Origin of the sequence: Aureimonas endophytica, assembly GCF_014642635.1 — a bacterium.
Classification (GTDB): domain Bacteria; phylum Pseudomonadota; class Alphaproteobacteria; order Rhizobiales; family Rhizobiaceae; genus Plantimonas; species Plantimonas endophytica.
Genome location: NZ_BMIQ01000007.1, coordinates 114106 through 134589, shown reverse-complemented (window position 1 = coordinate 134589; position 20484 = coordinate 114106). Strand labels below are relative to the sequence as shown.

The following is a 20484-nucleotide window of genomic DNA, read 5'->3' as shown; positions in this document are numbered from 1 at the left end:
CCGCATGACGAAGATCATCGCCTGCATCGACGGCTCGGCCTACGGCGCGAGCGTCTGCGACCACGCGGCTTGGGCCGCGGGACGTCTCGGCGCTCCCGTCGAGGTCGTCCATGCCCTCGGACGCCGCGACACGTCGAGCGCGCCGTTCGACCTCAGTGGCAGCCTGGAGTTCGGCGGCCGCGAGGCCCTGATGGGGGAGCTTGCCGAACTCGACCGCCAGAAGGCCAAGCTCGCCACGACCCGCGGCCACCACATCCTCACCGAGGCCGTCGCCCGGTTGCGGTCCGACGGGGTCGGCGAGGTCACGGAGAAGCTCCGGCATGGCGACGTGGCGGACATGATCACCGACCTCGACGCCGAGACGCGCCTTGTCGTCATCGGCAAGCGGGGCGAGGCCGCCGACTTCGCCAAGGGCCATCTCGGGTCCAACCTCGAGCGCGTCGTGCGGTCGACGACCAAGCCCGTCCTGATCGCGGCCCGCGCCTTCAAGCCCGTCGAACGGGTCATGGTGGCCTTCGACGGCGGGCAGTCGTCCGCCCGGGTGGTCGAGCGGCTGGCCGCCAGCCCGCTCGTCGCGGGGCTGCCGTGCCTCATCCTGATGGCGGGGACGCGAAGCGGAGAGCCGGCGGCCCGCCTTCACGAGGCGGAGAGGATACTGTCGGCCGCCGGCTACCACGTCACGGTCGCCATCGAGGACGGCGAGCCCGACGACGTCATCGCAAGCCGTGCGAAGGCGGACGGGATCGACCTCCTGGTGATGGGCGCCTACGGGCACTCGCGCATCCGCAACCTCATCGTCGGAAGCACGACGACCGCGCTCATACGGTCCTGCGCGATCCCCGTGCTCGTGATCCGGTGATCGCGGCCGGCCATGCCGGGCTGAGCGCTCCGGGCTTCGTGCTCGTGGCGTTCGACGGCGCCAACTGCGACCGCATCCGCAAGTCGCTCGGGTGCCGCATTCCCTTCCCGAGCCTCCTGCGGTTCCTCGTCCCCGGCGGCGAGCCGGTGCGGGCGGTCTACCATCGCGACCTTCGCGACCGCACGGAAGCCAAACGGCTGGATGGGCTCCTGCGCCATCTGGAGCGCAAGGGCTTCGAGGTGCACGGGGCCGGGCCCGACGACATGGGGAACGGTCCCCGCGAGCGGTACGGCACCAACCTCGTGGAACTCGCGGTCGCGGTCATGGGGTTCGCGGACGAAGCGCGCCGCGTCGTACTGGTCGGCGGGGACCGCAAGCTCGTGCCGCTGGCGCAGGCGCTGCGGGAACGCGGCACGCACCTGACGGTGGCGACGGCGCTGTCCGTCCCCGAGGTCATACGCGCGTCGCCGGAGCTTCTGGACGAAGCCAACGAGGTGGTCGACTTCACCGCGCACGTTCTGGCCGCGGCGGACGGCGAGAAACGGAACGACTAGAGATGGCCCCGGCACCCGCCGGGGGCATCGCACGGAAGACAGCACGGAAGGCATGGCATGGGGCGGTTCATCGCCGACAACGCACGGTGGCTGGCGGGCGGCTTCCTGCTCACCCTCTTCTCCTCCTTCGGGCAGACCTTCTTCATCTCGCTGTCGAACCCCGGCATCCGTGAGGCCTACGGGCTGACCCACGGCGAGTTCGGCGGTCTCTACATGCTGGCGACGCTCGGCAGCGCCTTCACGCTGCCCTTTCTCGGCCGCGTCATCGACCGCTACCGCACGACGACGGTGGCGGCTGGGACGATCGCCATGCTGGCGGTCGCGACGGTGGCGATGGGTCTGTCGGCATCGCTCCCGTTCCTCGTCCTGTCGCTCTACCTCCTGCGTCTGTTCGGACAGGGCATGATGACCCAGACCGCCCTGACCGCGACCGGGCGCTGGTTCGCCGCCAACCGCGGCCGCGCCGTGTCCCTCGTCACGCTCGGCCAGCAGGCGGGCGAGGCCTCGTTCCCGTTCCTGTTCGTCCTGGTCGCGGGAGCGATCGGCTGGAGGCAGTCCTGGTTCACGGGGACGGCCGCCCTCCTCTTCGTGGCGCTTCCCGCCGTCTGGCTGCTCCTGCGGCGCGATCGCATCCCGCTGAACGACCCCGTCGCGAAGGTGCGCACGGTCGCCCGGGACTGGACCCTGTCCGAGGTCCTGCGCGACCCGAACTTCTACCTGATCTCGGCGGGCGTGCTGGCGCCGCCGTTCGTCGCCACGACGATCTTCTTCCACCAGGTCTACCTGACGGAGCTTCGCGGCTGGCCGCTGACGCTGTTCGCGGCGGGCTTCGCGGTCATGTCGGTCGCGAACGTCACCTTCACGCTGTTCTCCGGCTGGCTAATCGACCGCCTGTCGGCGGCCCGCGTCCTGCCGATGTTCCTCTTGCCGCTGGCCGCGGCGAGCCTCATCGCCGCCTTCGTCACCGCTCCATGGGCGATCTTCGCCTTCATGGCGCTGATGGGCGTCAGCAACGGCTTCTCGTCGACCTTGTCGGGCGCCATGTGGCCGGAGCTCTACGGCACGAAGCACCTCGGCGCGATCCGCTCGGTCGTGGTGGCGACGATGGTGTTCGCCAGCGCGGCCGGCCCGGGGCTGACGGGATACCTCATCGACGCCGGGGTCGACTACGATCTCCAGCTCGCGGCCATGAGTGTGTACGCGCTGGTCGCGGCCGCGGGCATGTGGGTCGTGTCGCGGCGGATCGCAGGCAAGTGAAGCAGGGGCTGGTCGCCACTCGAACTCGCGGGGCGGCGGGTCCCTCCCGTCGCCCCGCGCCTTCTCACGCGTTGGCCAGGCCAGCGCCGCCATGCTCCATGACGATGATCGGGCTTCCGTTCCGCACGTTGTCGTAGAGGTGGATGACGTCCTGGTTCAGGAGGCGGATGCAGCCCGACGACACGGCCTTGCCGATCGACCATGGCTGGTGCGTCCCGTGCAGGCGGTAAAGCGTGTCGACGTTGCCTTGGTGGATGTAGTGGGCGCGGGCTCCGAGCGGGTTCGTCGGCCCAGGGTCCATGCCGCCGTTGGCGATCGAGTAGGGTCTGAGCTCCGGCTGGCGCTCGACCATGGAGTCCGGCGGCGTCCAGCGCGGCCACTCGCGCTTGTAGGCCATGTGGGCCCGCCCGGACCAGGCGAAGCCCTGCCGCCCAACGCCGATCCCGTATCGCGTGGCGCGGCCAGGCGCGGTGACGTGGTAGAGGTACTTGGCCGCGGTGTCGACGACGAGCGTCCCGACGCGTTCGCTCGTGGGATAGTCGACGTCCTCCTGTCGCCAGAACACCGGATCGACCTTCGACACGTCCACCGCCGGAACGGAGAAGCGCTCGTTCGGAAGAGCTTGGTACATCAGCGGGACGGCGCGGGGCGCAGCCGGCGTAGTCGGTTCTGCGGGAGGACGGCGAGCCGGTGGAGGCGGAGCGACGGCAGGCTTCGGCGTCGCCACGCAACCTGACAGGGCCACGGCGCACAGGCCGGAGAGGAAGGCGCGTCGGGGCATCGGGGACACGGCGGGGCGTTCGGCGGCCGCAGGATCGGCGCCGACCCCGGTTGAGATCACGGGCATGGATGAGAACACTTCGAAGGCGTGAGGGTACGGGCTCGCAGGGCGAGCGCGCCATTCACGCGTGAGACGGGGAATGGGTGACTAGGCCTTCGTTCCCGTGCCCTTCGGCGGACGGTCGAGCCCATCCGGCATCCAGTGCGGCACGGCCTCCTCAACCGCGGGGGGTGGTGCGGGCGTCGCGGCGTCCGGCTCCGTCAGCATGGATACACCGAGGCGGTCGGCAACGACCTTGCAGCCCTGCACCTGCCCTTGTCCGACAAGGGTGACGGCGCTGTCCCGGGCGGTTGTCGACGAGACCGAGACGAACCGCTTGCAGGTTCCGGCATGGGCGCTCGTCGACAGCGCGAGCGTACCCTGGGCCAGGAAGCCCAAGGCCATCACGATCGTCGCCAGCCATCTCGCCCATGCATGCATGGCGCGGACCATAGAGGGCGGCGGAGCGGATGGCCACCGCCGATCGTATCGATCGAGGCTAGGCCGTATGGCTGGGTGCCCAAGACGGGCACCCAGCCATGGGCTGCCGAACCGGAAGGGACGGGACGGTCCGGCAGCCTCCTCGAGACCCGGGATACCGCGAGCGGCGGTCACCGTGTCGATCTCCGGGCCCTGCGGTTGTGAAACGGTGAGCAACACTTCCACCAACCCCACACTCACGACGCCCTTGAACATTAGAGATCACTATATTAGATTTTTCTCATGCACAAGGAGGGCACGCAGGTGGACGGCATGCAGGAGTTCGAAGCCAAGGCGAGCGAGGTCGCCGCCATCCTGAAGGCGGTCGCCAACGAGCGGCGCCTCATGCTCTTGTGCAAGCTCCTCGACATGGGCGAGGCGAACGTCGGCACGCTGGCCGACGCCGTCGGCCTGTCGCAGTCGGCGCTTTCCCAGCACCTCACCGTCCTGCGCGAGCAGGGCATCGTCGCCTACCGGCGTGAGAGCCAGACGCTCTGGTACCACATCGCCGATCCGAGGATCGAAGCGCTCTTCGGGACGCTTCAGGGCCTGTTCTGTCCGCCCAAGAATGGGGTTTAGGTGGCGCCTTCCCCGCCGACGCTTGTCGCCTGAGGAGCCACGACCATGGATCACTTCACTCCCGTGTCCGCCCTCGGTGGCGGCCTCCTGATCGGCCTCTCCGTCGCCATCCTGCTTCTGGCGAACGGGCGCATCGCCGGCATCAGCGGCATCCTCGACGGGGCCTTGAAGATCGGCGGGTCGGAGACTGGGTGGCGCCTCGCCTTCCTGGTCGGGCTGCTGGCTGCCGTCCCTGTGATGGCCCTCGCCGGATACGCCCTGCCGGTCGTGCAGGTGGGGGCGACGCTTCCCATTGTCGCGCTCGCCGGCGTCCTCGTCGGCTTTGGCACGCGCCTCGGGTCGGGCTGCACCAGCGGTCATGGCGTCTGCGGCATCGGCCGCGGGTCGGGCCGCTCGATCGTCGCGACGCTGACCTTCATGGCGAGCGCCGCCGCCACCGTCTTCGTCGTCCGCCACGTCCTCGGAGCCTGACCCATGGCCCGCATCCTCCTCGCCCTTCTGTCCGGCCTCGTCTTCGGCGTCGGGCTCGTCGTCTCGCAGATGGTCGTCCCCGAGAAGGTTCTCGGCTTCCTCGACGTGTTCGGGAACTGGGACCCGAGCCTTGCCTTCGTCATGGGCGGCGCGATCCTCGTCTCCGCGCCCGCTTTCGCCCTTGCCCGTCGCATGGGACGCCCGCTGGTCGCCCCAAGATTCGAGATCCCGACGCGCCGCGACATCGACGCCCGGCTTCTGTTCGGTGCCGTGATCTTCGGCCTCGGCTGGGGGCTCGTCGGCCTGTGCCCGGGTCCGGCGATCGCCGCGATCGGCCTGAGCCCGGTGCCCGCGCTTGTCTTCGTCGCGGCGATGGTCGCGGGCATGCTCCTGTTTCGACTGACGCTGGATCCGAGCGCCGCGGTGGCCTCTGCCGCGCCCGGGCAGGAGGCGGACGCATGACCGCCGCTCCCGTCATGCTCGCCGCCGCGACGGGCTCGGGCGGCCTCGTCGGCCTCGTCCTCGGCCTCTTCGGCGGGGGCGGCTCGATCCTCGCGGTCCCGCTCCTCGTCTACGTCGTGGGCATTGCCTCGCCGCACGTGGCGATCGGAACGAGTGCGGTCGCGGTCGCGGCCAGCGCGCTCGGCAACCTCGTGCCGCATGCGAGGGCCGGCCGGGTGAAGTGGCGCTGCGCCGCCGTCTTCGCCCTCGCCGGGGTCGCGGGCTCGCTGGCGGGCGCAGCAGCGGCCAAGGCCGTCGATGGCGAACGGCTCCTCGCCCTCTTCGGCCTCGTGATGATCGGCGTCGGCCTCGCCATGATGCGTCGCCGAGGCACGGCGGGCGATCCCGCTGTTCGCCTGACCTGGGAGAGCGCCCCCCGCCTCCTGCCGATGCTGGTCGGCATTGGGTTCGCGGTCGGTCTGTTCTCCGGCTTCTTCGGGATCGGCGGCGGCTTCCTGATCGTGCCGGGCCTCGTCCTCGCGACGGGCATGCCGCTGGCCTACGCCATCGGCACCTCACTCGTTGGCGTCGCGGCCTTCGGCGCGGCGACCGCGGGGAGCTACGCCCTCTCCGGGCTCGTCGACTGGCCCGTCGCCGCCCTCTTCGTCGCCGGCGGTCTCGTCGGCGGCTGGGCCGGGACCGCGCTCGGAACACGCCTCGCCAGCCACAAGCAGACGCTCGGCCTCGCCTTCGCCGGCCTCGTCGTTGCCGTCGGCCTCTTCATCGTCGCCAAGGGGTCCGGCGCGCTTCTCGCCTGATCCCCCCATCCGAACCCACACACTCACCGTCATGAGAACCGACATGTCGTCCCCGACACCCGATCGCCTCGCCGGCACGCCCGTCGTCACCGGCTTCTTCGACAAGCGCACGTTCAGCGTCCAGTACGTCGTCGCCGATCCCGAGACGCGGGCCTGCGCTATCATCGACCCCGTGCTCGACTTCGACCCGAAGTCGGGCGCGACCGCCACAACCTCGGCCGACGAGATCCTCGCCTTCATCGAGCGCGAGGGCTTGCGGCTGGAATGGATCCTCGACACGCACCCGCACGCCGACCACTTCTCGGCGGCCGGCTACCTGCACGACCGGACGGGCGCCCCGACGGCGATCGGCGAGAAGGTGCGCGGGGTCCAAAAGCTCTGGCAGGGGATCTATCATATCAAGGGCTGCTGCCCGGCCGACGGCTCGCAGTGGAACCGTCTCTTCGCGGACGGCGAGCGCTTCCGGATCGGCAACCTCGAGGTCGAGGTCCTGTTCACGCCGGGCCACACGCTGGCCTCGATCGCCTACCGGGTCGGCGACACCGTCTTCGTCCACGACACGCTGTTCATGCCGGACGGCGGCACGGCGCGGGCCGACTTCCCCGGGGGCAGCGCGGACGCGCTCTGGGACAGCATCCAGCGCATCCTGGCCCTGCCGGGCAACACGCGCGTCTTCACCGGACACGACTACCAGCCGGGCGGACGAGAGCCGCGCTGGGAATCGACGGTCGACGAACAGCGCCGCACGAACGTCCACCTCGTGAAGGCGCCCACGCGCGAGGCCTTCGTCAAGCTTCGCGAGGACCGCGACCGCGAGCTCGCCATGCCGAACCTCATCCTCCATTCGCTCCAGGTGAACATCCGGGGCGGTCGCCTGCCGGAACCCGAGGACGACGGACGGCGCTACCTGAAGATCCCGCTCGACGCGCTCGAAGGCGCGGCCTGGTGAACGTGAAGGAGAGACCCATGACCATACGAAGTGCGAAGGACGTCGTCGCCGAGGCCCGTGCCGGGGTGACGAGCGTCACGGCCGAGGAGGCGGCCGCCGAGGTGGGTTCGCCCGACACCGTGTTCGTTGACGTGCGCGAGGCCAACGAGGTGGTGAAGACGGGAACCGTCGCGGGGGCCGTCCATGTGCCGCGGGGCCTTCTCGAGTTCCAGGCCGATCCCTCGAGCCCCAGCCACAACCCGCGGCTCGACCCCGCCAAGCGGATCCTCCTGTTCTGCGCCTCGGGCGGTCGCTCGACGCTGGCGGCCAAGGCGCTGGCGGAGATGGGCTACGCCGACGTCGCTTCGGTCGAGGGCGGCTTCCCGGCGCTGGAGAAGGCTGGTGCCAGGACGACCTCGACCTGATCGCGCCCGGCGGGGCAGCTTCCTGCCGGCCTCGAGGGGACGGATGTCACGCTCGGCAACACCGACGTCCGTTCTTTCTCACTTGAATACTGCAACGATATTTGCAATATCGTAGGGATGAACGACGACTCAGCCGTTGCCGCCCTGTCCGCCCTCGCTCACGCCGACCGCCTCGCGGCCTTCCGGATGCTGGTTCGGGCCGGCCCGAACGGAATGCCGTCCGGGGAGATCGCCGAGGCGCTGTCCATCCCGCCGACGCGGATGAGCTTTCACCTCGCGACGCTGGAACGCGCCAAGCTTCTGCGCTCGTGGCGAGATGGGCGCCGCATCCTCTACGCGGCGAGCTACGACGACATGCGCCAGCTCCTCGCCTTCCTGACGGAGGACTGCTGTTCGGGGAACCCGGCAATCTGCGGGAACTTCGGCGCCGACCTCCTCGCCCCGTCATGCCCGTCGGAGACATGCTCGTGACCGTCACGATCTACCACAACCCCGCCTGCGGCACGTCCCGCAACACGCTGGAGATGATCCGACAGTCCGGCGAGGAGCCGGAGGTCGTCGAGTACCTGAAGGCTCCCCCGAGCCGCGAGCGGCTGATCGAACTGATCCACGCCATGGGCATCCGCCCGCGCGACCTCCTTCGCGAGAAGGGCACGCCCTACGCCGAACTCGGCCTCGGGAACCAGACGCTGTCCGACGACGCCCTCCTCGATGCCATGATGGCGCACCCAATCCTGATCAACCGTCCGATCGTCGTGACGGACAAGGGCGCCGCGCTCTGCCGCCCTTCGGAGAAGGTGCTGCCGCTTCTCGCCAACCCCGTCGCCACCTTCACCAAGGAGGACGGGGAGACTTGTCGGAGGCACCCCGGCATGATCCCGACGCTCGTCGCGACCGCCGTCGACGATCCGGCCGGCCTCGTCGGCCTCCTGTCCGCGGCGGGGCTGCCGACCGAGGACGTGGCGGAGCCCGGCCGGGTGTTCCTGCGCTACGCCACCGAGGACGGCGAGTTCGTCGGGATCGGCGGCTTCGAACCCCTCGGCGCCGCCGTCCTCCTGCGATCCATCGTCGTCGTTCCCGAGCAACGCGGGCGCGGCGTCGGCGGCGCGATCGCGGCTGACCTGATGCAGCGTGGTCGCGGGCAAGGCGCAGCCGACGCGTTCGCCTTCACGACAGGGGAACGGACCTTCCTAGCGGCGCTCGGCTTCCGCCGCGTCGAACGGACGGAGGCTCCCGCCGCGGTGCTGGCGACCCGGCAGGCCATGGGCCTGTGTTCGGCCTCGGCCGTGCTGTGGCGGAAGGAGACCGCGCGATGACAGACCCCGCCGCGCGCGACCTGCCCTCCGCGGACCTCGACCAGCTTCGCCCGATCGACGTGGACGCGCTCGCCGGCCCCGGCGCACCGACGCACCCGCCGCGCATCCTCGTCCTCTACGGCTCGATCCGCGAGCGGTCCTATTCCCGCCTCCTGTCCGAGGAGGCCGGCCGCCTGCTTCGCTGGTTCGACTGCGAGGTGCGCACGTTCGACCCTCGCGGTCTGCCGCTTCCCGATGGGGCGGAACCCGACCACCCGAAGGTGAAAGAGCTACGCGACCTAGCCGACTGGTCCGAGGGCATGGTCTGGGTCAGCCCGGAGCGCCACGGCGCTATGACGGCCATCATGAAGGCGCAGATCGACTGGATTCCCCTGGCCCTCGGCGCCAAGCGTCCGACGCAGGGCAAGACGCTCGCCGTCATGGAGGTGTCGGGCGGCTCGCAGTCCTTCAACGCCGTGAACCAGATGCGCATCCTCGGCCGCTGGATGCGCATGGTGACGATCCCCAACCAGTCGTCGGTGCCGAAGGCCTTCCTCGAGTTCGACGAGGCGGGGCGCATGAAGCCGTCCGCCCTCTACAGCCGCGTGGTCGACGTCTGCGAGGAACTGGTGAAGTTCACCCACCTCGTACGCGGCCGCTCGGACCACCTGACGGATCGCTACTCCGAGCGCGTCGAGAGCGCCGAGAAGCTGTCCGAGCGCGTCAACCAGCGCACCCTCTGATCCTCTTGTCTCCGGACCGTCCATGCTGGCCCTCGCGATCTTCGTCGCCACCCTCGTCCTCGTCATCTGGCAGCCGAGGGGCCTCGGCATCGGGTGGTCGGCGCTCGCCGGCGCTGCCGTCGCGTTGGCGACCGGCGTCGTCGGCTGGGGCGACGTCGGGACGGTCTGGAAGATCGTGTGGGACGCGACGTTCACCTTCGTCGCGCTGATCGTCATCTCGCTCGTCCTCGACGAGGCCGGGTTCTTCACTTGGGCGGCTCTCCACGTCGCCCGCTGGGGCGGAGGCAACGGGCGGCGGCTGTTCCCGCTCGTCGTTCTGCTGGGTGCGGCGATCGCCGCCGTCTTCGCCAACGACGGGGCAGCGCTGCTTCTCACCCCGATCGTGCTCGCCATCCTCCTGCGCCTCGACTTCCCGCCGGCCGGGGCGCTCGCCTTCGTCGTCGCCTGCGGGTTCGTCGCCGACACGACCAGCCTGCCACTCGTGGTGTCGAACCTCGTCAACATCGTCACCGCGAACTTCTTCGATGTGTCCTTCGGCCGCTACGCCGCGGTCATGGTGCCGGTGAACCTCGTCTCGCTGGCGGCGACGCTCCTCGTCCTTTGGGCGTTCTTCCGGAAGGACATCCCGGCGACCTACGACGTGGGCCGGCTCGAAGCCCCCGGCAGCGCCATCGGCGACCCGGCCGTGTTCCGCACCGCGTTCCCGCTCCTCGGGCTCCTGCTCGTCGCATACTTCGTGACGGGGCCGCTCGGCGTGCCGATCGCGTTTGTCACCGGCGCCGCCGCCCTCGTCCTCATGGCGGTCGCGGGACGGTGGTTCACCGGCGGGCGCGGTGCGGTGATCGACCTGTCGAAGGTCCTGCGCGGGGCGCCGTGGCAGATCGTCCTGTTCTCGATCGGCATGTACCTCGTCGTCTACGGCCTCGGGAACGCTGGCCTGACCGACATCGCGGCAGGCGCCCTGCGCTGGCTCGCCGACCGGGGCACGTTCATCGCCACCGTCGGCACGGGGTTCGTAGTGGCGGTGCTCGCCTCCGTCATGAACAACATGCCGGCGACCCTCGTCGGGGCGCTCGCCATCGATCGGGCCGACGTAGGGCCCCTGACCCGCGAGCTCATGGTCTACGCCAACGTCGTCGGGAACGACCTCGGCCCGAAGCTCACGCCGATCGGCTCGCTGGCGACCCTCCTGTGGCTGCACGTCCTCGCGGGCAAGGGGCAGCGGATCACCTGGGGCCAGTATATGAAAGTCGGTCTTGTCCTGACCCCGCCCGTGCTCTTGGCGACGCTCGCCGCCCTCTGGGTGTGGCTGCCGCTCGTCTCGTCGCGGTGAGCAGCCCGCGAGGCCCTTGGGCGGATATCGCCGCCCTCGGGGTCAGCCAGATCGTCGGCTACGGGACCCTCTACTACAGCTTCGGCATCCTCGCCCCCGCGATGGCGCAAGACATCGGGTGGCCGACCGAATGGGTGTTCGGCGCTCTCTCGGTCGCGCTGCTCGCGGGCGGGCTGGTCGCCCCTTGGACGGGGCGCTGGCTCGACCACTTCGGCGCCGGTCGCGTCATGGCCGCGGGCTCCGTCGCGGCCGCCGTTGCGCTGGTCGCCGCTGCCCTTGCTCCCGCTGCCCCCGCCTTCGTCCTCGCCCTCGTCGCCATCGAGGTCGCGTCCACCTTCGTCCAATACGGGGCGGCGTTCCCGCTGCTGGTCCAGCGTCACCCGGAGACGGCGCAGCGGAGCATCCTTACCCTCACCCTGATCGCCGGGTTCGCCTCGACCCTGTTCTGGCCCCTGACGACATGGCTTCACGGGACGATGTCGTGGCGGGAGGTCTATCTCGTCTTCGCGGCCATGAACCTCGCGGTCTGCCTCCCCATCCACCTGTGGCTGGCCCGTCGGCCGAAGGCCTCGGAGCTCCTGGTGGCCGGAATTGAACCTGTTGCCCCCGTCGCCCCGGCATGGGGCCTCGTGCCGCCGCATCTCCGGTCCCGGGCCTTCCTCCTGATGGGGGTCGCCTTCGCCTTCCAGAGCCTCGTGGTCTCGTCCGTTCTGGTCCACATGCTGCCGATCCTGTCCGCGCTTGGGCTGGGCCTCGCGGGCGTCATGGTCAGCGCCGTGTTCGGGCCGGCGCAGGTCGCGGGCCGCTTCACCCTCATGGTGTTCGGGCGGGACCTGTCACCGCTGGCGCTCGCGGTGATCTCCGCAGCCCTTCTGCCTGCCTCGCTGGTCCTCCTCGCGGCCACTGCGCCATCGCCCGTCGGGGCTGCCGTCTTCGCCGCCCTGTTCGGCCTCGGGAACGGCCTCTACAGCATCGTCGGAGGCACCCTGCCGCTCGCGCTCTTCGGGCCAGAGGGGTACGGCGCGTTGCAGGGGCGGGTCACGTCCATACGGCTGATCGTCGGGTCAGCGGCGCCGTTCGCCTTCGCTCTCGCGACGGACTGGATGGGCGTCGGCGGCGGCCTGCTGGTCACGGCGCTCCTCGGCTGCGGGGCGGTTGTTGCCTTTGCCTCCGTCAGACTCCTCGTCAAGGAAGCAGCCTGCGCACCCTCGAACGCGTCGACGGATGTCAGCTCTAACGCGTAACTGCTCCAGAGCGGACAGTCACCTTTCCACCTTCAAAGGCGATCGGCGTTGCGGAAACGGGGATGCTAAGGCGGTCCATCCTCCATCGTCCCATTCGAGACGACGGAGTCTCGTCGTGCGTCCTCCGAGGCTGCAATTCTCAAGCAGCGGTATACGCTCTGATCGCATAGACCAAAAGTCTGACAAGGCTTATTTGCCGTTCCTTTACCAGCAGTCGGAATCATTGGAACGCGATCTACCGATCGTTATGAACCCCTATGCCAAAGATCGGCTCACGCGACTCACGCTTGTATGAGACCGAGGATACGACCGTGCTGCAAGAGATCACCGAGACGCGCCTGATGCCCGCCGACATGAAGGCGCTCGATAAGCTTGTCGCACGCGTGGCAATCGCGCCAGACGGGACGATCCTGCGCACCAATGCCCTGTTTCTGGAACTCTTCGATTATCGCGCCTGGGACCTGGCGGGACGCAGCCGCACCATTCTCCTGCCTGAAGCGACAACGGATGGGGCCGTGGACGGCTGTGGAGGCGAGGACGCCGTGACGCGTGCGATCGAGCGTGGCGAGCCCTACACGGGCGAGGTGCGCCGCGTGCGCCGCGACGGCACGCCCTTCTGGGCCGAAGCCAGCTTCGTGCCCATCCACGATGGGAATGGCGCACTCCAGGAGATCGTCGTGTTCCTGCGCGACATCACCGCCAAGCGGCAGCGCTCGGCCGACGAAGGCGGCCAGATCGCTGCCATCAACACCTCACAGGCCGTCATCCACTTCGCCATGGACGGCACGATCTTGGATGCCAACGCGCTGTTTCTCCAAGCCACCGGCTACGATCTCACGGAAATCCAAGGCCGCCATCACCGCCTATTTGTGGACCCCGCCGAGGCCGCGAGCGAGGAATACGCCGCGTTCTGGAAGCGGCTGGCCGCCGGTCACCACGGCGAGGGCGAGTATCGTCGCCTTGCCAAGGACGGACGTCCGGTTTGGCTGCGCGCCACGTACAACCCGATCCTCGACGTCAACGGGCGCCCCTTCAAGGTGGTGAAGTACGCGACCGACGTCACGGCTGAGAAGCTGCGCCAGGCCGATCACGAAGGGCAGATCGCCGCGATCCACAAGTCGCAATGCGTGGTCAGCTTCGCTATGGACGGCACGATCACGGACGCCAATGACCACTTCCTTCGCGCAACCGGCTACCGGATGGAGGAGATCGAGGGGCGCCATCACCGCATGTTCGTCGATCCCTCCTACGCCCATTCGCTCGACTACGAGGTCTTCTGGAGCGACCTGTGCGAGGGGCACCATCGCGGCGGCGAGTTCAAGCGTCGCGCCAAGGACGGTTCGGAACTCTGGCTGCAAGCGACCTACAACCCGGTGTTCGACCAGGACGGGGTGCCGTTCAAGGTGGTGAAATATGCCACCGCCATCACCCGCGAAAAGCTGCGCCAGGCCGACCACCAGGGTCAGATCGCGGCGATCCATAAGTCGCAGGCCGTTGTGTCCTTCGCCCTCGACGGCACGATCCTCGACGCCAACGACAACTTCCTCCAGCTCACCGGCTACCGTCTGTCGGAAGTGCGCGGCCGGCATCACCGCATGTTCGTCTCAGCCGCCGAGCGTGAGAGTGCGGACTACGCCGCTTTCTGGACGGACTTGGCCGCCGGCAACCACAGAAGCGGCGAGTTCAAGCGTCTTTGCCGCGACGGGCGCGAGGTGTGGCTCCAGGCGAGCTACAACCCGATCTTCGACATGAACGGGCGCGTCTTCAAGATCGTCAAGACCGCGAGCGACGTGACGGCCGAGAAGTTGCGCCAGTCGGACCACGAGGGTCAGATCGCAGCGATCGCCAAGTCGCAATGCGTCGTATCGTTCACGATGGACGGCACGATCACGGACGCCAATGCAAACTTCCTCGAGGCCATGGGCTACACGCATAACGAGGTCGTGGGTCGTCACCACCGCATGTTCGTCGATCCCAGCATGGCCGAGAGCGACCAGTACCGTCAATTCTGGGAGGACCTTCGCCAGGGTCAGTTCTTGTCGTCGAAGTTCCGCCGCACCGCCAAGGACGGTCGCGAGGTCTGGATCCAGGCGAGCTACAACCCGATCCTCGACCTGAACGGTCAGCCCTTCAAGGTCGTGAAGATCGCGACCGACATCACCGCCGATGTGCAGCTCGCCGAAAACCTGACCCGGGCTCAGCGCGAGGTGGTGCAGGACCGCCTGACAGGGCTACCGAACCGCCTCGGCCTGTCGCGCTTCATGGACGAGGCTCTGGCCGAGCCGGACGGAACGCTCTCAGTCCTTTATCTCGATCTCGACCACTTCAAGCCGATCAACGACACTTTCGGACACCATGTCGGCGACCACGTGCTGCGCGAGATTGCGGCGCGTCTCAAGCTCACGTTGTCGGTCGATCAGATGGCAGCCCGGGTCGGAGGTGACGAGTTCGTCGTGGTGGCGCCGAACCTGTCGCGTGAGGCCGCAGCCGAGTTGGCTGGTCGGCTCATCGCGGCGGTCAGCGATCCGATCCGTCACGAGAAAACGAGCCTGACCGTTGGTCTGTCGATTGGCATCGCACAGGCGCCGGTGGACTCGGTGGACGCCGAGGAACTGCTGCGCCACGCCGACGTCGCGCTCTATCGTTCCAAGGGCAGCCATCGCGGCACCCACACGTTCTTCTCGGACGCCGTCTCGTCTGAGGAAACGGTGGCAAGCCGCCACCTAGCCCATGAGATGCAGTTCGGCATCAAGGCTGAGCAGTTCGAGCTCTTCTTCCGTCCCCGCTTCACCGCCGAGGACCGTGTGCTGGAAGCGGTCGAGGCTCAGATCGAGTGGAACCATCCCGAGCGCGGACGCATGACGGCGCCCGCCTTCATGCTGCTGGCGGAGTCGAGCGGTCTCGTGGTGCCGCTCGGCGACTGGGCGTTGCGCGCGGCCACCAAGGCAGCCGCCTCCTGGCCGCTCGTCACCGTATCGGTTCCCGTCTCCTCGGTGCAGATGCTGAGCGGCGACCTTCCGGGCTCCGTCGCTCTGGCCCTACGTGAGACGGGCCTTCCGGCCTCACGGCTCGAGCTACAGATCGCCAAGGGCTTCGGGCGCCTCGACCTAGACCGCATCCGCGCGGACCTCGCCACTTTGCGCGAGATGGGGGTGCGCGTCGTTGTCGAGGGCCAGGTCGTCGGCGAGGACCTGACAAGCGGGCGCGATGGCTGGCCTGTCGATCATGTCCTGATTGACGCCAAGACGCGCAGTGACTTGGAACGCATCGGGCACGCGAGCGTCGCGGAAATTGCGCGCCTGGAACGCACGCTGGGTCTTGGCCGAAACGGCGACAGCCAAGCGGACGATGACGATGCGATCCGCGACATCCTCACGCTTCGTCTTGATCGCAACGCCAAACTCGTGGCCTTCCTGTCAGCCGAGCCGCGTCCTGCGGACGCCATGCGCCGACTCCTCGCGAAGTCCCTTTGAGGCGCAGCCGGACCCATGCTGCTGCGGATTACGATACAACAGGCTCGGGTGGGCATGTTCGTCCACCGCGTCGACGGCAACTGGCTCGATAGTCCGTTCTGGACGCGCAGCTTCAAGCTGGCGCAGCCAAGGGACCTTGTTCGTCTGCGACAGAGTGCCATCACGAGCCTCGTGATCGATCTGTCGAAGGGGGTCGGTCCCTTGAAGGCCTCATCGGCGCTCGCACTTGGCGGGAGCCGGCGCGTCGCCGCACAGCGGGCCGCCCCCACATCCCGCCTCCCGACGTCGGAGGAGCGCGAGCTGCGCCGCGCGGCCGCCATGCTGCACCGGACCACGCGCAAACTGCGCACGCTGTTCGAGACGGTGGGGGCAGGCGACGGGCTCGACACAGCCGTTGTGCACGAGGTCGTCGCCGACATCGAGACGGCGGTGCGCGAGCGCCCGCGCGCGCTTCTGACCATGACGCGGCTGAAGTCGAAGGACGAGTATAGCTACCGCCACTCCGTCGCGGTCTGCGCGCTGGTCACGCACTTTGCTCGGTTCCTCAGCCTCGACGCACAGACCATCCAGAACCTCAGCATCGCGGCTCTTCTCCACGACATCGGCAAGATCACGATCCCGTCCGAGCTCCTGGGCAAGCCGGGTAAGCTGACGGGCGAAGAGATGGCGCTCATGCAAACCCATCCGCAGGCGAGCTACGACCTCCTCCAGGACGAGCGGGACCTGCCCGACTTAGTGCGCGATCTGTGCTTGCATCACCATGAGCGTATCGACGGTCGCGGCTATCCGTCCGGCCTAGCGGGCGCTGCCATCTCGCTGCCGCTGCGCATTCTATCGATCTGCGACGTCTACGACGCCGTGACTTCGATACGCCCTTACAAGGACCCTTGGTCGACCAAGACGGCGCTGGCCCGCATGTCGCGCTGGCACGGCCAGTTCGATCCGGTGCTGCTTCTGCGCTTCTTCCAAAGCATCGGCGTTGCCGAGCAGGACTTACGAAAAGCCGGCGCCGATCTCGGCCCCCGAGCTGCCTGACTAAAACGCGATCCCTCATTCAGTGGGTGCCATTCCACAACAACAACCGCGTCCTACGCGTCCGCTTTCTTTGCCAAGGTCACACGAAGCGGACCGTCGCCTTTCCACCCAAGCTCGTCACGAAGAAATTCGTTACGTCTTCCGCACGGGCGCCCGGTCGGGGCGGTTCACTCGTCCATGTAGCCGTCGTCCGCCGACCCCGCCTCCGGCCCCTCCATCGCCGCCAGGATGGCACGGTCTAGGCTTGCGCGGGCCGACTTCGGCAGCTTGGCGGCTTTGAGCCCCGCGGAGACCCGGCTCTCCATCGCGGCGCCCGCGAAGAAGGGGTACGGGGGAACACCTAGGCTCATCCTGGCTTGAAGGTCGGCGACCGATGCCGCGACGTCGAGCGCCGCGCACTCGGCCAGCCCTCCGGCCCCGCCCTTGGCCTTGGGCGACCGGTAGCAGGTCCGGACGGCATCCGCGGCCGCGCTGATCCCGCCCTCGCGATAGATAGCCCCGAAGCGCTCGACGCCGCGCGCAGCCCCTACCTTCGTAGCGCGATCGAGGTCGGGGCCGGCGACGGCGGCGGTGGACGACAGCGCGAGAATAGCGAAGAGGGATACGCGGGCGGCGTGGCGCATGGAGGCTCCTGTCTGGTGGAGCCGCCACCTTCGCACGGTGCCCCCTACCGCGAGTTGCCCGGATCGTTCGCATTGTCGCGACCCCGTCGCGGGCGGGATCGGCGTGACGGCCGCCACCACATCCGCGCTTGACGCCCGCGAGCACCGGCGACAGCCTGAAATGGATACCCCCGCGTCATCGCGCTGCCAGGCGCTCGGCGGGGGTCCATAGAGGCGAGAGAATCATGGCGTCCATGCTGGATGCCGTCAATCTATTGGCGGCACACGTTTGACTTGCGGGCTGGGACATACCCCAGCCTCCCCGACGCCCCACTCTGTCCAAATCGCGTGTCAACAATTTGGGTCCGCCTCGCTACCCGCGTCCGTCCGCGAGTTCGAGACGCGCTGGGAAGAGGAAGCCTGGGTCCGCGCCGTCGTAGCGGACTGCAAGCAGCCGTCTCGCGGCCCCCTGAAGCCCGGAGCGGAACTCTTCGTAGCCGCTGCTGCCAGCCGCCGCGACCTGATCCATCGGCGGCTTGCGATCGGCTTCCAGCACTTCGGCGGAGAGGTCGCGGGCGAGTACCGCGACGCCTTCATCGAACAGGGCTTGCGATCCGCCCGGCACCACGTCCTGCGCCGGCTCGTTCACGCGATCCCGCGGACGAGCAGGATGCAGGTTGGGCGCGACAAGGGCGCGGTCTGGTCCACCGACTCCAAGCTCCTCGGGCTGGACGAGCCATACGTTCACGTCAACGGCACCGTCCGCGCGGTCCTGCGGATCGACCTCGACCGCATCTTCGAATCGTGGGGCGACCTCTACCTCGCGGTCGAGGAACTGGCGCTGCCGTGCTTGCCGTCCGTCGTCGTCGGCCGCGAGGACGATAAGGGTCGCGTAAGGCGCCCGCACGTCCTGTTCTTTCTGCCCTACGGAGCCGGCGTCTGGTTCTCGGACGATCCGCGTTGCCGCCGGGACATCATGGACCTATGGCGCGGCGTGCTCGCCGGGATCACGCGCGCCTTCCTCCCGCTCGGCGCCGACCCCGGCGGCCTGTCGAACCCGACCAAGATCAAGAACCCCTTGAGCCCGTTCTGGGACATCCGGGTTTGGAACGAGACCGTGTTCCCGACCCTCGGAGAGTGGGCGGAATGGGTGGACACGTCCCGACGTCGACGCGACCTCGCCAAGGAGGCTGCGGCCGGCCTCTCCGGCATGACGAAGAAGGCGTCCAACGCGCTTTTCACGGATATTCAGGCGCTCGCCTTCGAGGCGTTGAGAACGTGGCACCGTGCCGGCGATGCCGACTACGTGCGCGCAATCCTGATGAAGGACCGCGATGCCATCGCCGAGCGGCTGTTCCGCGAGTTCGTCGGAGGGGCGAGTGCCAGCGCCGGGAATCCGAAGCAGGCTCAGGCGATTCTCTACCGGGTGACGACCTACGCAGCCGACCACTGGGACCCCTCGAAATGCTCGCTCCGGGCAGCTCGCGACGTCGGCGCTTGCGCCGAGGCGGTGGCGCAGCTCAACGGCACGTCCGCACGACAGGCGGTGGGTGCCCGCCACACCCATGCTACGCGCCGCAGCCGTTCGGCCGACGCGATCCGCGAGGCGATCGACGCGGCCCGCGCCGCTGGGGAGCCGGTCACCGTCTCAGGTATCGCGCGCTGCGTCGGCAAGGACCGCAAGACCGTCCGGGCGAACTGGCCTTCCGGTGAGCCTGCGGCCTGAGGGGTGGGGAGTATGGTCTATAGTAAAAAAGCAGGGATGGTTCTCGGTACCGGATCACACTCTTCCCGTCGAACGCATTTCCCTCTCAACCGCCTGGGCTGCCTCGCCGTTGTGTCGTCTGCGCTGGGCCATCGACTGGCGTCCCACTCGGAGAGTGGTGGAAGGGCAAGGCGACGAGGCGCAACCACGTCCACTCGCGCTCAGCGCCGCCGTCGGCACCAGTGCAACGCTATCGAATCCTTCGATACGTACATTATCTGTCCGTTACGCCGATCCACCGCAAGTCCTAGGTTAAAATCTAGTTGTTCTGGATTGCGTCGCTTCGACTACGGCAAGGATTCAAGTTCAGTTCGACGCACTGGGCGTACTGTCAACAATTCCGCGCCAACGGATAAGTTCGTTACGGATCGAGGAAACTTCCCGCAGACACTAGGGGTGTTTGTCTGCGGGAAGTTTCATGCTCGATCTTCTTCATTTTCGATCGCTTACCCGGTTGACGCCCGTTTCGATCCACGCCACGTTTTGTGGAGAGACACATGACGGAGCGACAAACGATGAACGAGACCGACAACCTTCCCCCTGCCCGCCGCTGCGGGGCCATGCCGATCGGGGAGCGGGCGATGACGGATGCGGAGCGCTCCCGCCGCTACCGCCGTCGGCATTCCACCACCCGCCTTCTCCGGCTTCCGGCCGAGCCCGCAGATCGTCTCACCGCTGAAGCTGATCGTCTGGGCGTCGAGGTTGGGGCGGTCCTCGCGCAGGCCCTGGCAGCGATGGACGGACGCTGCGGCGCGGCTTGAGGCTGCCGCTCCTCCGACTCCTCCACTCATGGGAGCGGTCGGATGAGGGGCAGCTACCGTCCCTTCGACAACCATCATAGGAGGCATTGATGGAAGCAGACTTCACGAAACCCGACGCGAGGACCGTGTGCGTGCTCCTGGCTACGGGCGCCTACGACGCGCTGTCCGAGTACGGCTTGGAATCCAAAGAGGACGCCTGGGACCTGCTCGACGACCACCAGCGCGTCGTCGTCCTTGCAGAGCAGCCGATGCTGTGGCTGGAAGGTTTCGAGCACGCCCGGACCGGGGTGCAGCTCGAGAACGTGCCGGGCGTGCCGTTGGGCTGGACGACCTACCTCTGGGCCGACAACGGTAACGTGGGCGCTTACTTTCGACACGTCGACGGATCGTTCGAAGATGCCGTTCAGTGCGAGTCGAAAAGACTGCTGAAGTCGCTCAACTACGAGCAGTACCTGACTGAGCCTGAGCGCGTTGCGTCGGACCTCTGGCGGTGGGTCGCGTCCCGACGCCGGGCAGCCTGACCACGGGCGGGCATTGTGCCCGCCCTTCTTCCGACCGCCGCGCAGCGCGACCGTCGGGAGAAGGGCAAAGCCTTCCAACA

Annotated in this window: 23 protein-coding genes; 19 read left to right on the top strand and 4 right to left on the bottom strand. The window is 68.2% G+C overall.

The features are described from left to right. Positions 1–4 precede the first annotated feature (4 nt). From IEY14_RS19880 to IEY14_RS19870, 3 genes are read left to right on the top strand one after another with little or no spacing between them, the layout of a single operon-like run. Positions 5–859, top strand: a complete 855-nt coding sequence (locus IEY14_RS19880) for a universal stress protein (RefSeq protein ID WP_019994449.1) — start codon at positions 5–7, stop codon at positions 857–859. Continuing rightward, positions 856–1413 (top strand): NYN domain-containing protein, encoded by a 558-nt coding sequence (locus tag IEY14_RS19875; protein WP_019994450.1) that lies wholly within the window; start codon positions 856–858, stop codon positions 1411–1413. The genes IEY14_RS19880 and IEY14_RS19875 overlap by 4 nt, the downstream gene beginning before the upstream one ends. A gap of 57 nt (positions 1414–1470) precedes the next feature. Next, positions 1471–2670, top strand: coding sequence for an MFS transporter (locus IEY14_RS19870; RefSeq protein WP_019994451.1), 1200 nt, complete (start codon positions 1471–1473; stop codon positions 2668–2670). Between the two features lie 64 nt (positions 2671–2734). Here IEY14_RS19870 and IEY14_RS19865 read toward each other — a convergent pair whose 3' ends face one another. Both IEY14_RS19865 and IEY14_RS19860 read right to left on the bottom strand, forming a co-directional pair. Next, positions 2735–3451, bottom strand: a complete 717-nt coding sequence (locus tag IEY14_RS19865) for a L,D-transpeptidase (RefSeq protein ID WP_051091487.1) — start codon at positions 3449–3451, stop codon at positions 2735–2737. Between the two features lie 147 nt (positions 3452–3598). Next, positions 3599–3895, bottom strand: a complete 297-nt coding sequence (locus tag IEY14_RS19860; RefSeq protein ID WP_188911601.1) for a hypothetical protein — start codon at positions 3893–3895, stop codon at positions 3599–3601. Positions 3896–4213: 318 nt separating this feature from the next. Between IEY14_RS19860 and IEY14_RS19855 the strand changes: the two genes are divergently transcribed. The 13 genes from IEY14_RS19855 (at position 4214) to IEY14_RS19795 (ending at position 16755) form a co-directional block, all read left to right on the top strand. Next, the gene (locus IEY14_RS19855) at positions 4214–4549 is read left to right on the top strand and encodes an ArsR/SmtB family transcription factor (RefSeq protein ID WP_019994454.1); all 336 of its coding nucleotides are present in this window, start codon (positions 4214–4216) and stop codon (positions 4547–4549) included. 45 nt (positions 4550–4594) lie between these two features. Further along, the gene (locus IEY14_RS19850; RefSeq protein WP_019994455.1) at positions 4595–5020 is read left to right on the top strand and encodes a YeeE/YedE family protein; all 426 of its coding nucleotides are present in this window, start codon (positions 4595–4597) and stop codon (positions 5018–5020) included. Positions 5021–5023: 3 nt separating this feature from the next. Beyond that, positions 5024–5482 carry a YeeE/YedE family protein gene (locus IEY14_RS19845; RefSeq protein ID WP_019994456.1) on the top strand — a complete coding sequence of 153 codons (459 nt, stop codon included), beginning with the start codon at positions 5024–5026 and terminating at the stop codon, positions 5480–5482. Then, a complete protein-coding gene (locus IEY14_RS19840) occupies positions 5479–6279 on the top strand; it encodes a sulfite exporter TauE/SafE family protein (protein ID WP_019994457.1) in 801 nt (266 codons plus the stop codon). The genes IEY14_RS19845 and IEY14_RS19840 overlap by 4 nt, the downstream gene beginning before the upstream one ends. 43 nt (positions 6280–6322) lie before the next feature. After that, on the top strand, positions 6323–7228 hold the full coding sequence (locus tag IEY14_RS19835; protein WP_026358209.1) for an MBL fold metallo-hydrolase: 906 nt from the start codon (positions 6323–6325) through the stop codon (positions 7226–7228). Between the two features lie 17 nt (positions 7229–7245). Continuing rightward, positions 7246–7632 carry a rhodanese-like domain-containing protein gene (locus tag IEY14_RS19830; RefSeq protein WP_019994459.1) on the top strand — a complete coding sequence of 129 codons (387 nt, stop codon included), beginning with the start codon at positions 7246–7248 and terminating at the stop codon, positions 7630–7632. A gap of 117 nt (positions 7633–7749) precedes the next feature. Beyond that, on the top strand, positions 7750–8103 hold the full coding sequence (locus IEY14_RS19825; RefSeq protein WP_019994460.1) for an ArsR/SmtB family transcription factor: 354 nt from the start codon (positions 7750–7752) through the stop codon (positions 8101–8103). Further along, positions 8094–8948, top strand: coding sequence for an arsenate reductase (glutaredoxin) (arsC, locus tag IEY14_RS19820; protein WP_019994461.1), 855 nt, complete (start codon positions 8094–8096; stop codon positions 8946–8948). The genes IEY14_RS19825 and arsC overlap by 10 nt, the downstream gene beginning before the upstream one ends. Continuing rightward, on the top strand, positions 8945–9670 hold the full coding sequence (gene arsH / locus IEY14_RS19815; protein WP_188911599.1) for an arsenical resistance protein ArsH: 726 nt from the start codon (positions 8945–8947) through the stop codon (positions 9668–9670). Before arsC ends, arsH begins: the two co-directional genes overlap by 4 nt. 22 nt (positions 9671–9692) lie before the next feature. After that, the gene (locus tag IEY14_RS19810) at positions 9693–11003 is read left to right on the top strand and encodes an arsenic transporter (protein WP_019994463.1); all 1311 of its coding nucleotides are present in this window, start codon (positions 9693–9695) and stop codon (positions 11001–11003) included. Further along, positions 11000–12247 (top strand): arsenite efflux MFS transporter ArsK, encoded by a 1248-nt coding sequence (gene arsK / locus IEY14_RS19805; RefSeq protein ID WP_244498137.1) that lies wholly within the window; start codon positions 11000–11002, stop codon positions 12245–12247. Before IEY14_RS19810 ends, arsK begins: the two co-directional genes overlap by 4 nt. 311 nt (positions 12248–12558) lie before the next feature. Further along, complete coding sequence (locus IEY14_RS19800; RefSeq protein ID WP_162141918.1) at positions 12559–15720, top strand: sensor domain-containing protein; 3162 nt, start codon at positions 12559–12561, stop codon at positions 15718–15720. Positions 15721–15735: 15 nt separating this feature from the next. Beyond that, entirely contained in the window at positions 15736–16755 is a 1020-nt protein-coding gene (locus IEY14_RS19795; protein ID WP_060577651.1) for an HD-GYP domain-containing protein, read from the top strand. A 167-nt stretch (positions 16756–16922) separates the two neighbouring features. Here the strand turns inward: IEY14_RS19795 and IEY14_RS19790 are convergent, their stop codons facing one another. Together IEY14_RS19790 and IEY14_RS19785 are read right to left on the bottom strand one after the other, a co-directional pair. Beyond that, complete coding sequence (locus IEY14_RS19790; protein ID WP_019996291.1) at positions 16923–17378, bottom strand: hypothetical protein; 456 nt, start codon at positions 17376–17378, stop codon at positions 16923–16925. Positions 17379–17730: 352 nt separating this feature from the next. After that, complete coding sequence (locus tag IEY14_RS19785; RefSeq protein ID WP_019996290.1) at positions 17731–18006, bottom strand: hypothetical protein; 276 nt, start codon at positions 18004–18006, stop codon at positions 17731–17733. A 21-nt stretch (positions 18007–18027) separates the two neighbouring features. Between IEY14_RS19785 and IEY14_RS19780 the strand changes: the two genes are divergently transcribed. The 3 genes from IEY14_RS19780 to IEY14_RS19770 all read left to right on the top strand — a co-directional run bounded on the left by IEY14_RS19780 (position 18028) and on the right by IEY14_RS19770 (position 20404). Then, positions 18028–19083 carry a hypothetical protein gene (locus tag IEY14_RS19780; RefSeq protein WP_019996289.1) on the top strand — a complete coding sequence of 352 codons (1056 nt, stop codon included), beginning with the start codon at positions 18028–18030 and terminating at the stop codon, positions 19081–19083. 554 nt (positions 19084–19637) lie between these two features. Continuing rightward, positions 19638–19883, top strand: coding sequence for a hypothetical protein (locus IEY14_RS19775; protein ID WP_188911597.1), 246 nt, complete (start codon positions 19638–19640; stop codon positions 19881–19883). Between the two features lie 89 nt (positions 19884–19972). Further along, positions 19973–20404 (top strand): hypothetical protein, encoded by a 432-nt coding sequence (locus tag IEY14_RS19770; protein ID WP_019996287.1) that lies wholly within the window; start codon positions 19973–19975, stop codon positions 20402–20404. Positions 20405–20484 lie beyond the last annotated feature (80 nt).

Bases quoted from the DNA above. Each gene is read 5' to 3' on its own strand.
- IEY14_RS19880 (WP_019994449.1), top strand. From the start codon at position 5: ATGACGAAGATCATCGCCTGCATCGACGGCTCGGCCTACGGCGCGAGC.
- IEY14_RS19870 (WP_019994451.1), top strand. From the start codon at position 1,471: ATGGGGCGGTTCATCGCCGACAACGCACGGTGGCTGGCGGGCGGCTTC.
- IEY14_RS19865 (WP_051091487.1), bottom strand. From the start codon at position 3,451: ATGCCCCGACGCGCCTTCCTCTCCGGCCTGTGCGCCGTGGCCCTGTCA.
- IEY14_RS19860 (WP_188911601.1), bottom strand. From the start codon at position 3,895: ATGGCCTTGGGCTTCCTGGCCCAGGGTACGCTCGCGCTGTCGACGAGC.
- IEY14_RS19855 (WP_019994454.1), top strand. From the start codon at position 4,214: ATGCACAAGGAGGGCACGCAGGTGGACGGCATGCAGGAGTTCGAAGCC.
- IEY14_RS19850 (WP_019994455.1), top strand. From the start codon at position 4,595: ATGGATCACTTCACTCCCGTGTCCGCCCTCGGTGGCGGCCTCCTGATC.
- IEY14_RS19845 (WP_019994456.1), top strand. From the start codon at position 5,024: ATGGCCCGCATCCTCCTCGCCCTTCTGTCCGGCCTCGTCTTCGGCGTC.
- IEY14_RS19840 (WP_019994457.1), top strand. From the start codon at position 5,479: ATGACCGCCGCTCCCGTCATGCTCGCCGCCGCGACGGGCTCGGGCGGC.
- IEY14_RS19835 (WP_026358209.1), top strand. From the start codon at position 6,323: ATGTCGTCCCCGACACCCGATCGCCTCGCCGGCACGCCCGTCGTCACC.
- IEY14_RS19830 (WP_019994459.1), top strand. From the start codon at position 7,246: ATGACCATACGAAGTGCGAAGGACGTCGTCGCCGAGGCCCGTGCCGGG.
- IEY14_RS19825 (WP_019994460.1), top strand. From the start codon at position 7,750: ATGAACGACGACTCAGCCGTTGCCGCCCTGTCCGCCCTCGCTCACGCC.
- arsC (WP_019994461.1), top strand. From the start codon at position 8,094: ATGCTCGTGACCGTCACGATCTACCACAACCCCGCCTGCGGCACGTCC.
- arsH (WP_188911599.1), top strand. From the start codon at position 8,945: ATGACAGACCCCGCCGCGCGCGACCTGCCCTCCGCGGACCTCGACCAG.
- IEY14_RS19810 (WP_019994463.1), top strand. From the start codon at position 9,693: ATGCTGGCCCTCGCGATCTTCGTCGCCACCCTCGTCCTCGTCATCTGG.
- IEY14_RS19795 (WP_060577651.1), top strand. From the start codon at position 15,736: ATGCTGCTGCGGATTACGATACAACAGGCTCGGGTGGGCATGTTCGTC.
- IEY14_RS19790 (WP_019996291.1), bottom strand. From the start codon at position 17,378: ATGCGCCACGCCGCCCGCGTATCCCTCTTCGCTATTCTCGCGCTGTCG.
- IEY14_RS19780 (WP_019996289.1), top strand. From the start codon at position 18,028: ATGCAGGTTGGGCGCGACAAGGGCGCGGTCTGGTCCACCGACTCCAAG.
- IEY14_RS19775 (WP_188911597.1), top strand. From the start codon at position 19,638: ATGAACGAGACCGACAACCTTCCCCCTGCCCGCCGCTGCGGGGCCATG.
- IEY14_RS19770 (WP_019996287.1), top strand. From the start codon at position 19,973: ATGGAAGCAGACTTCACGAAACCCGACGCGAGGACCGTGTGCGTGCTC.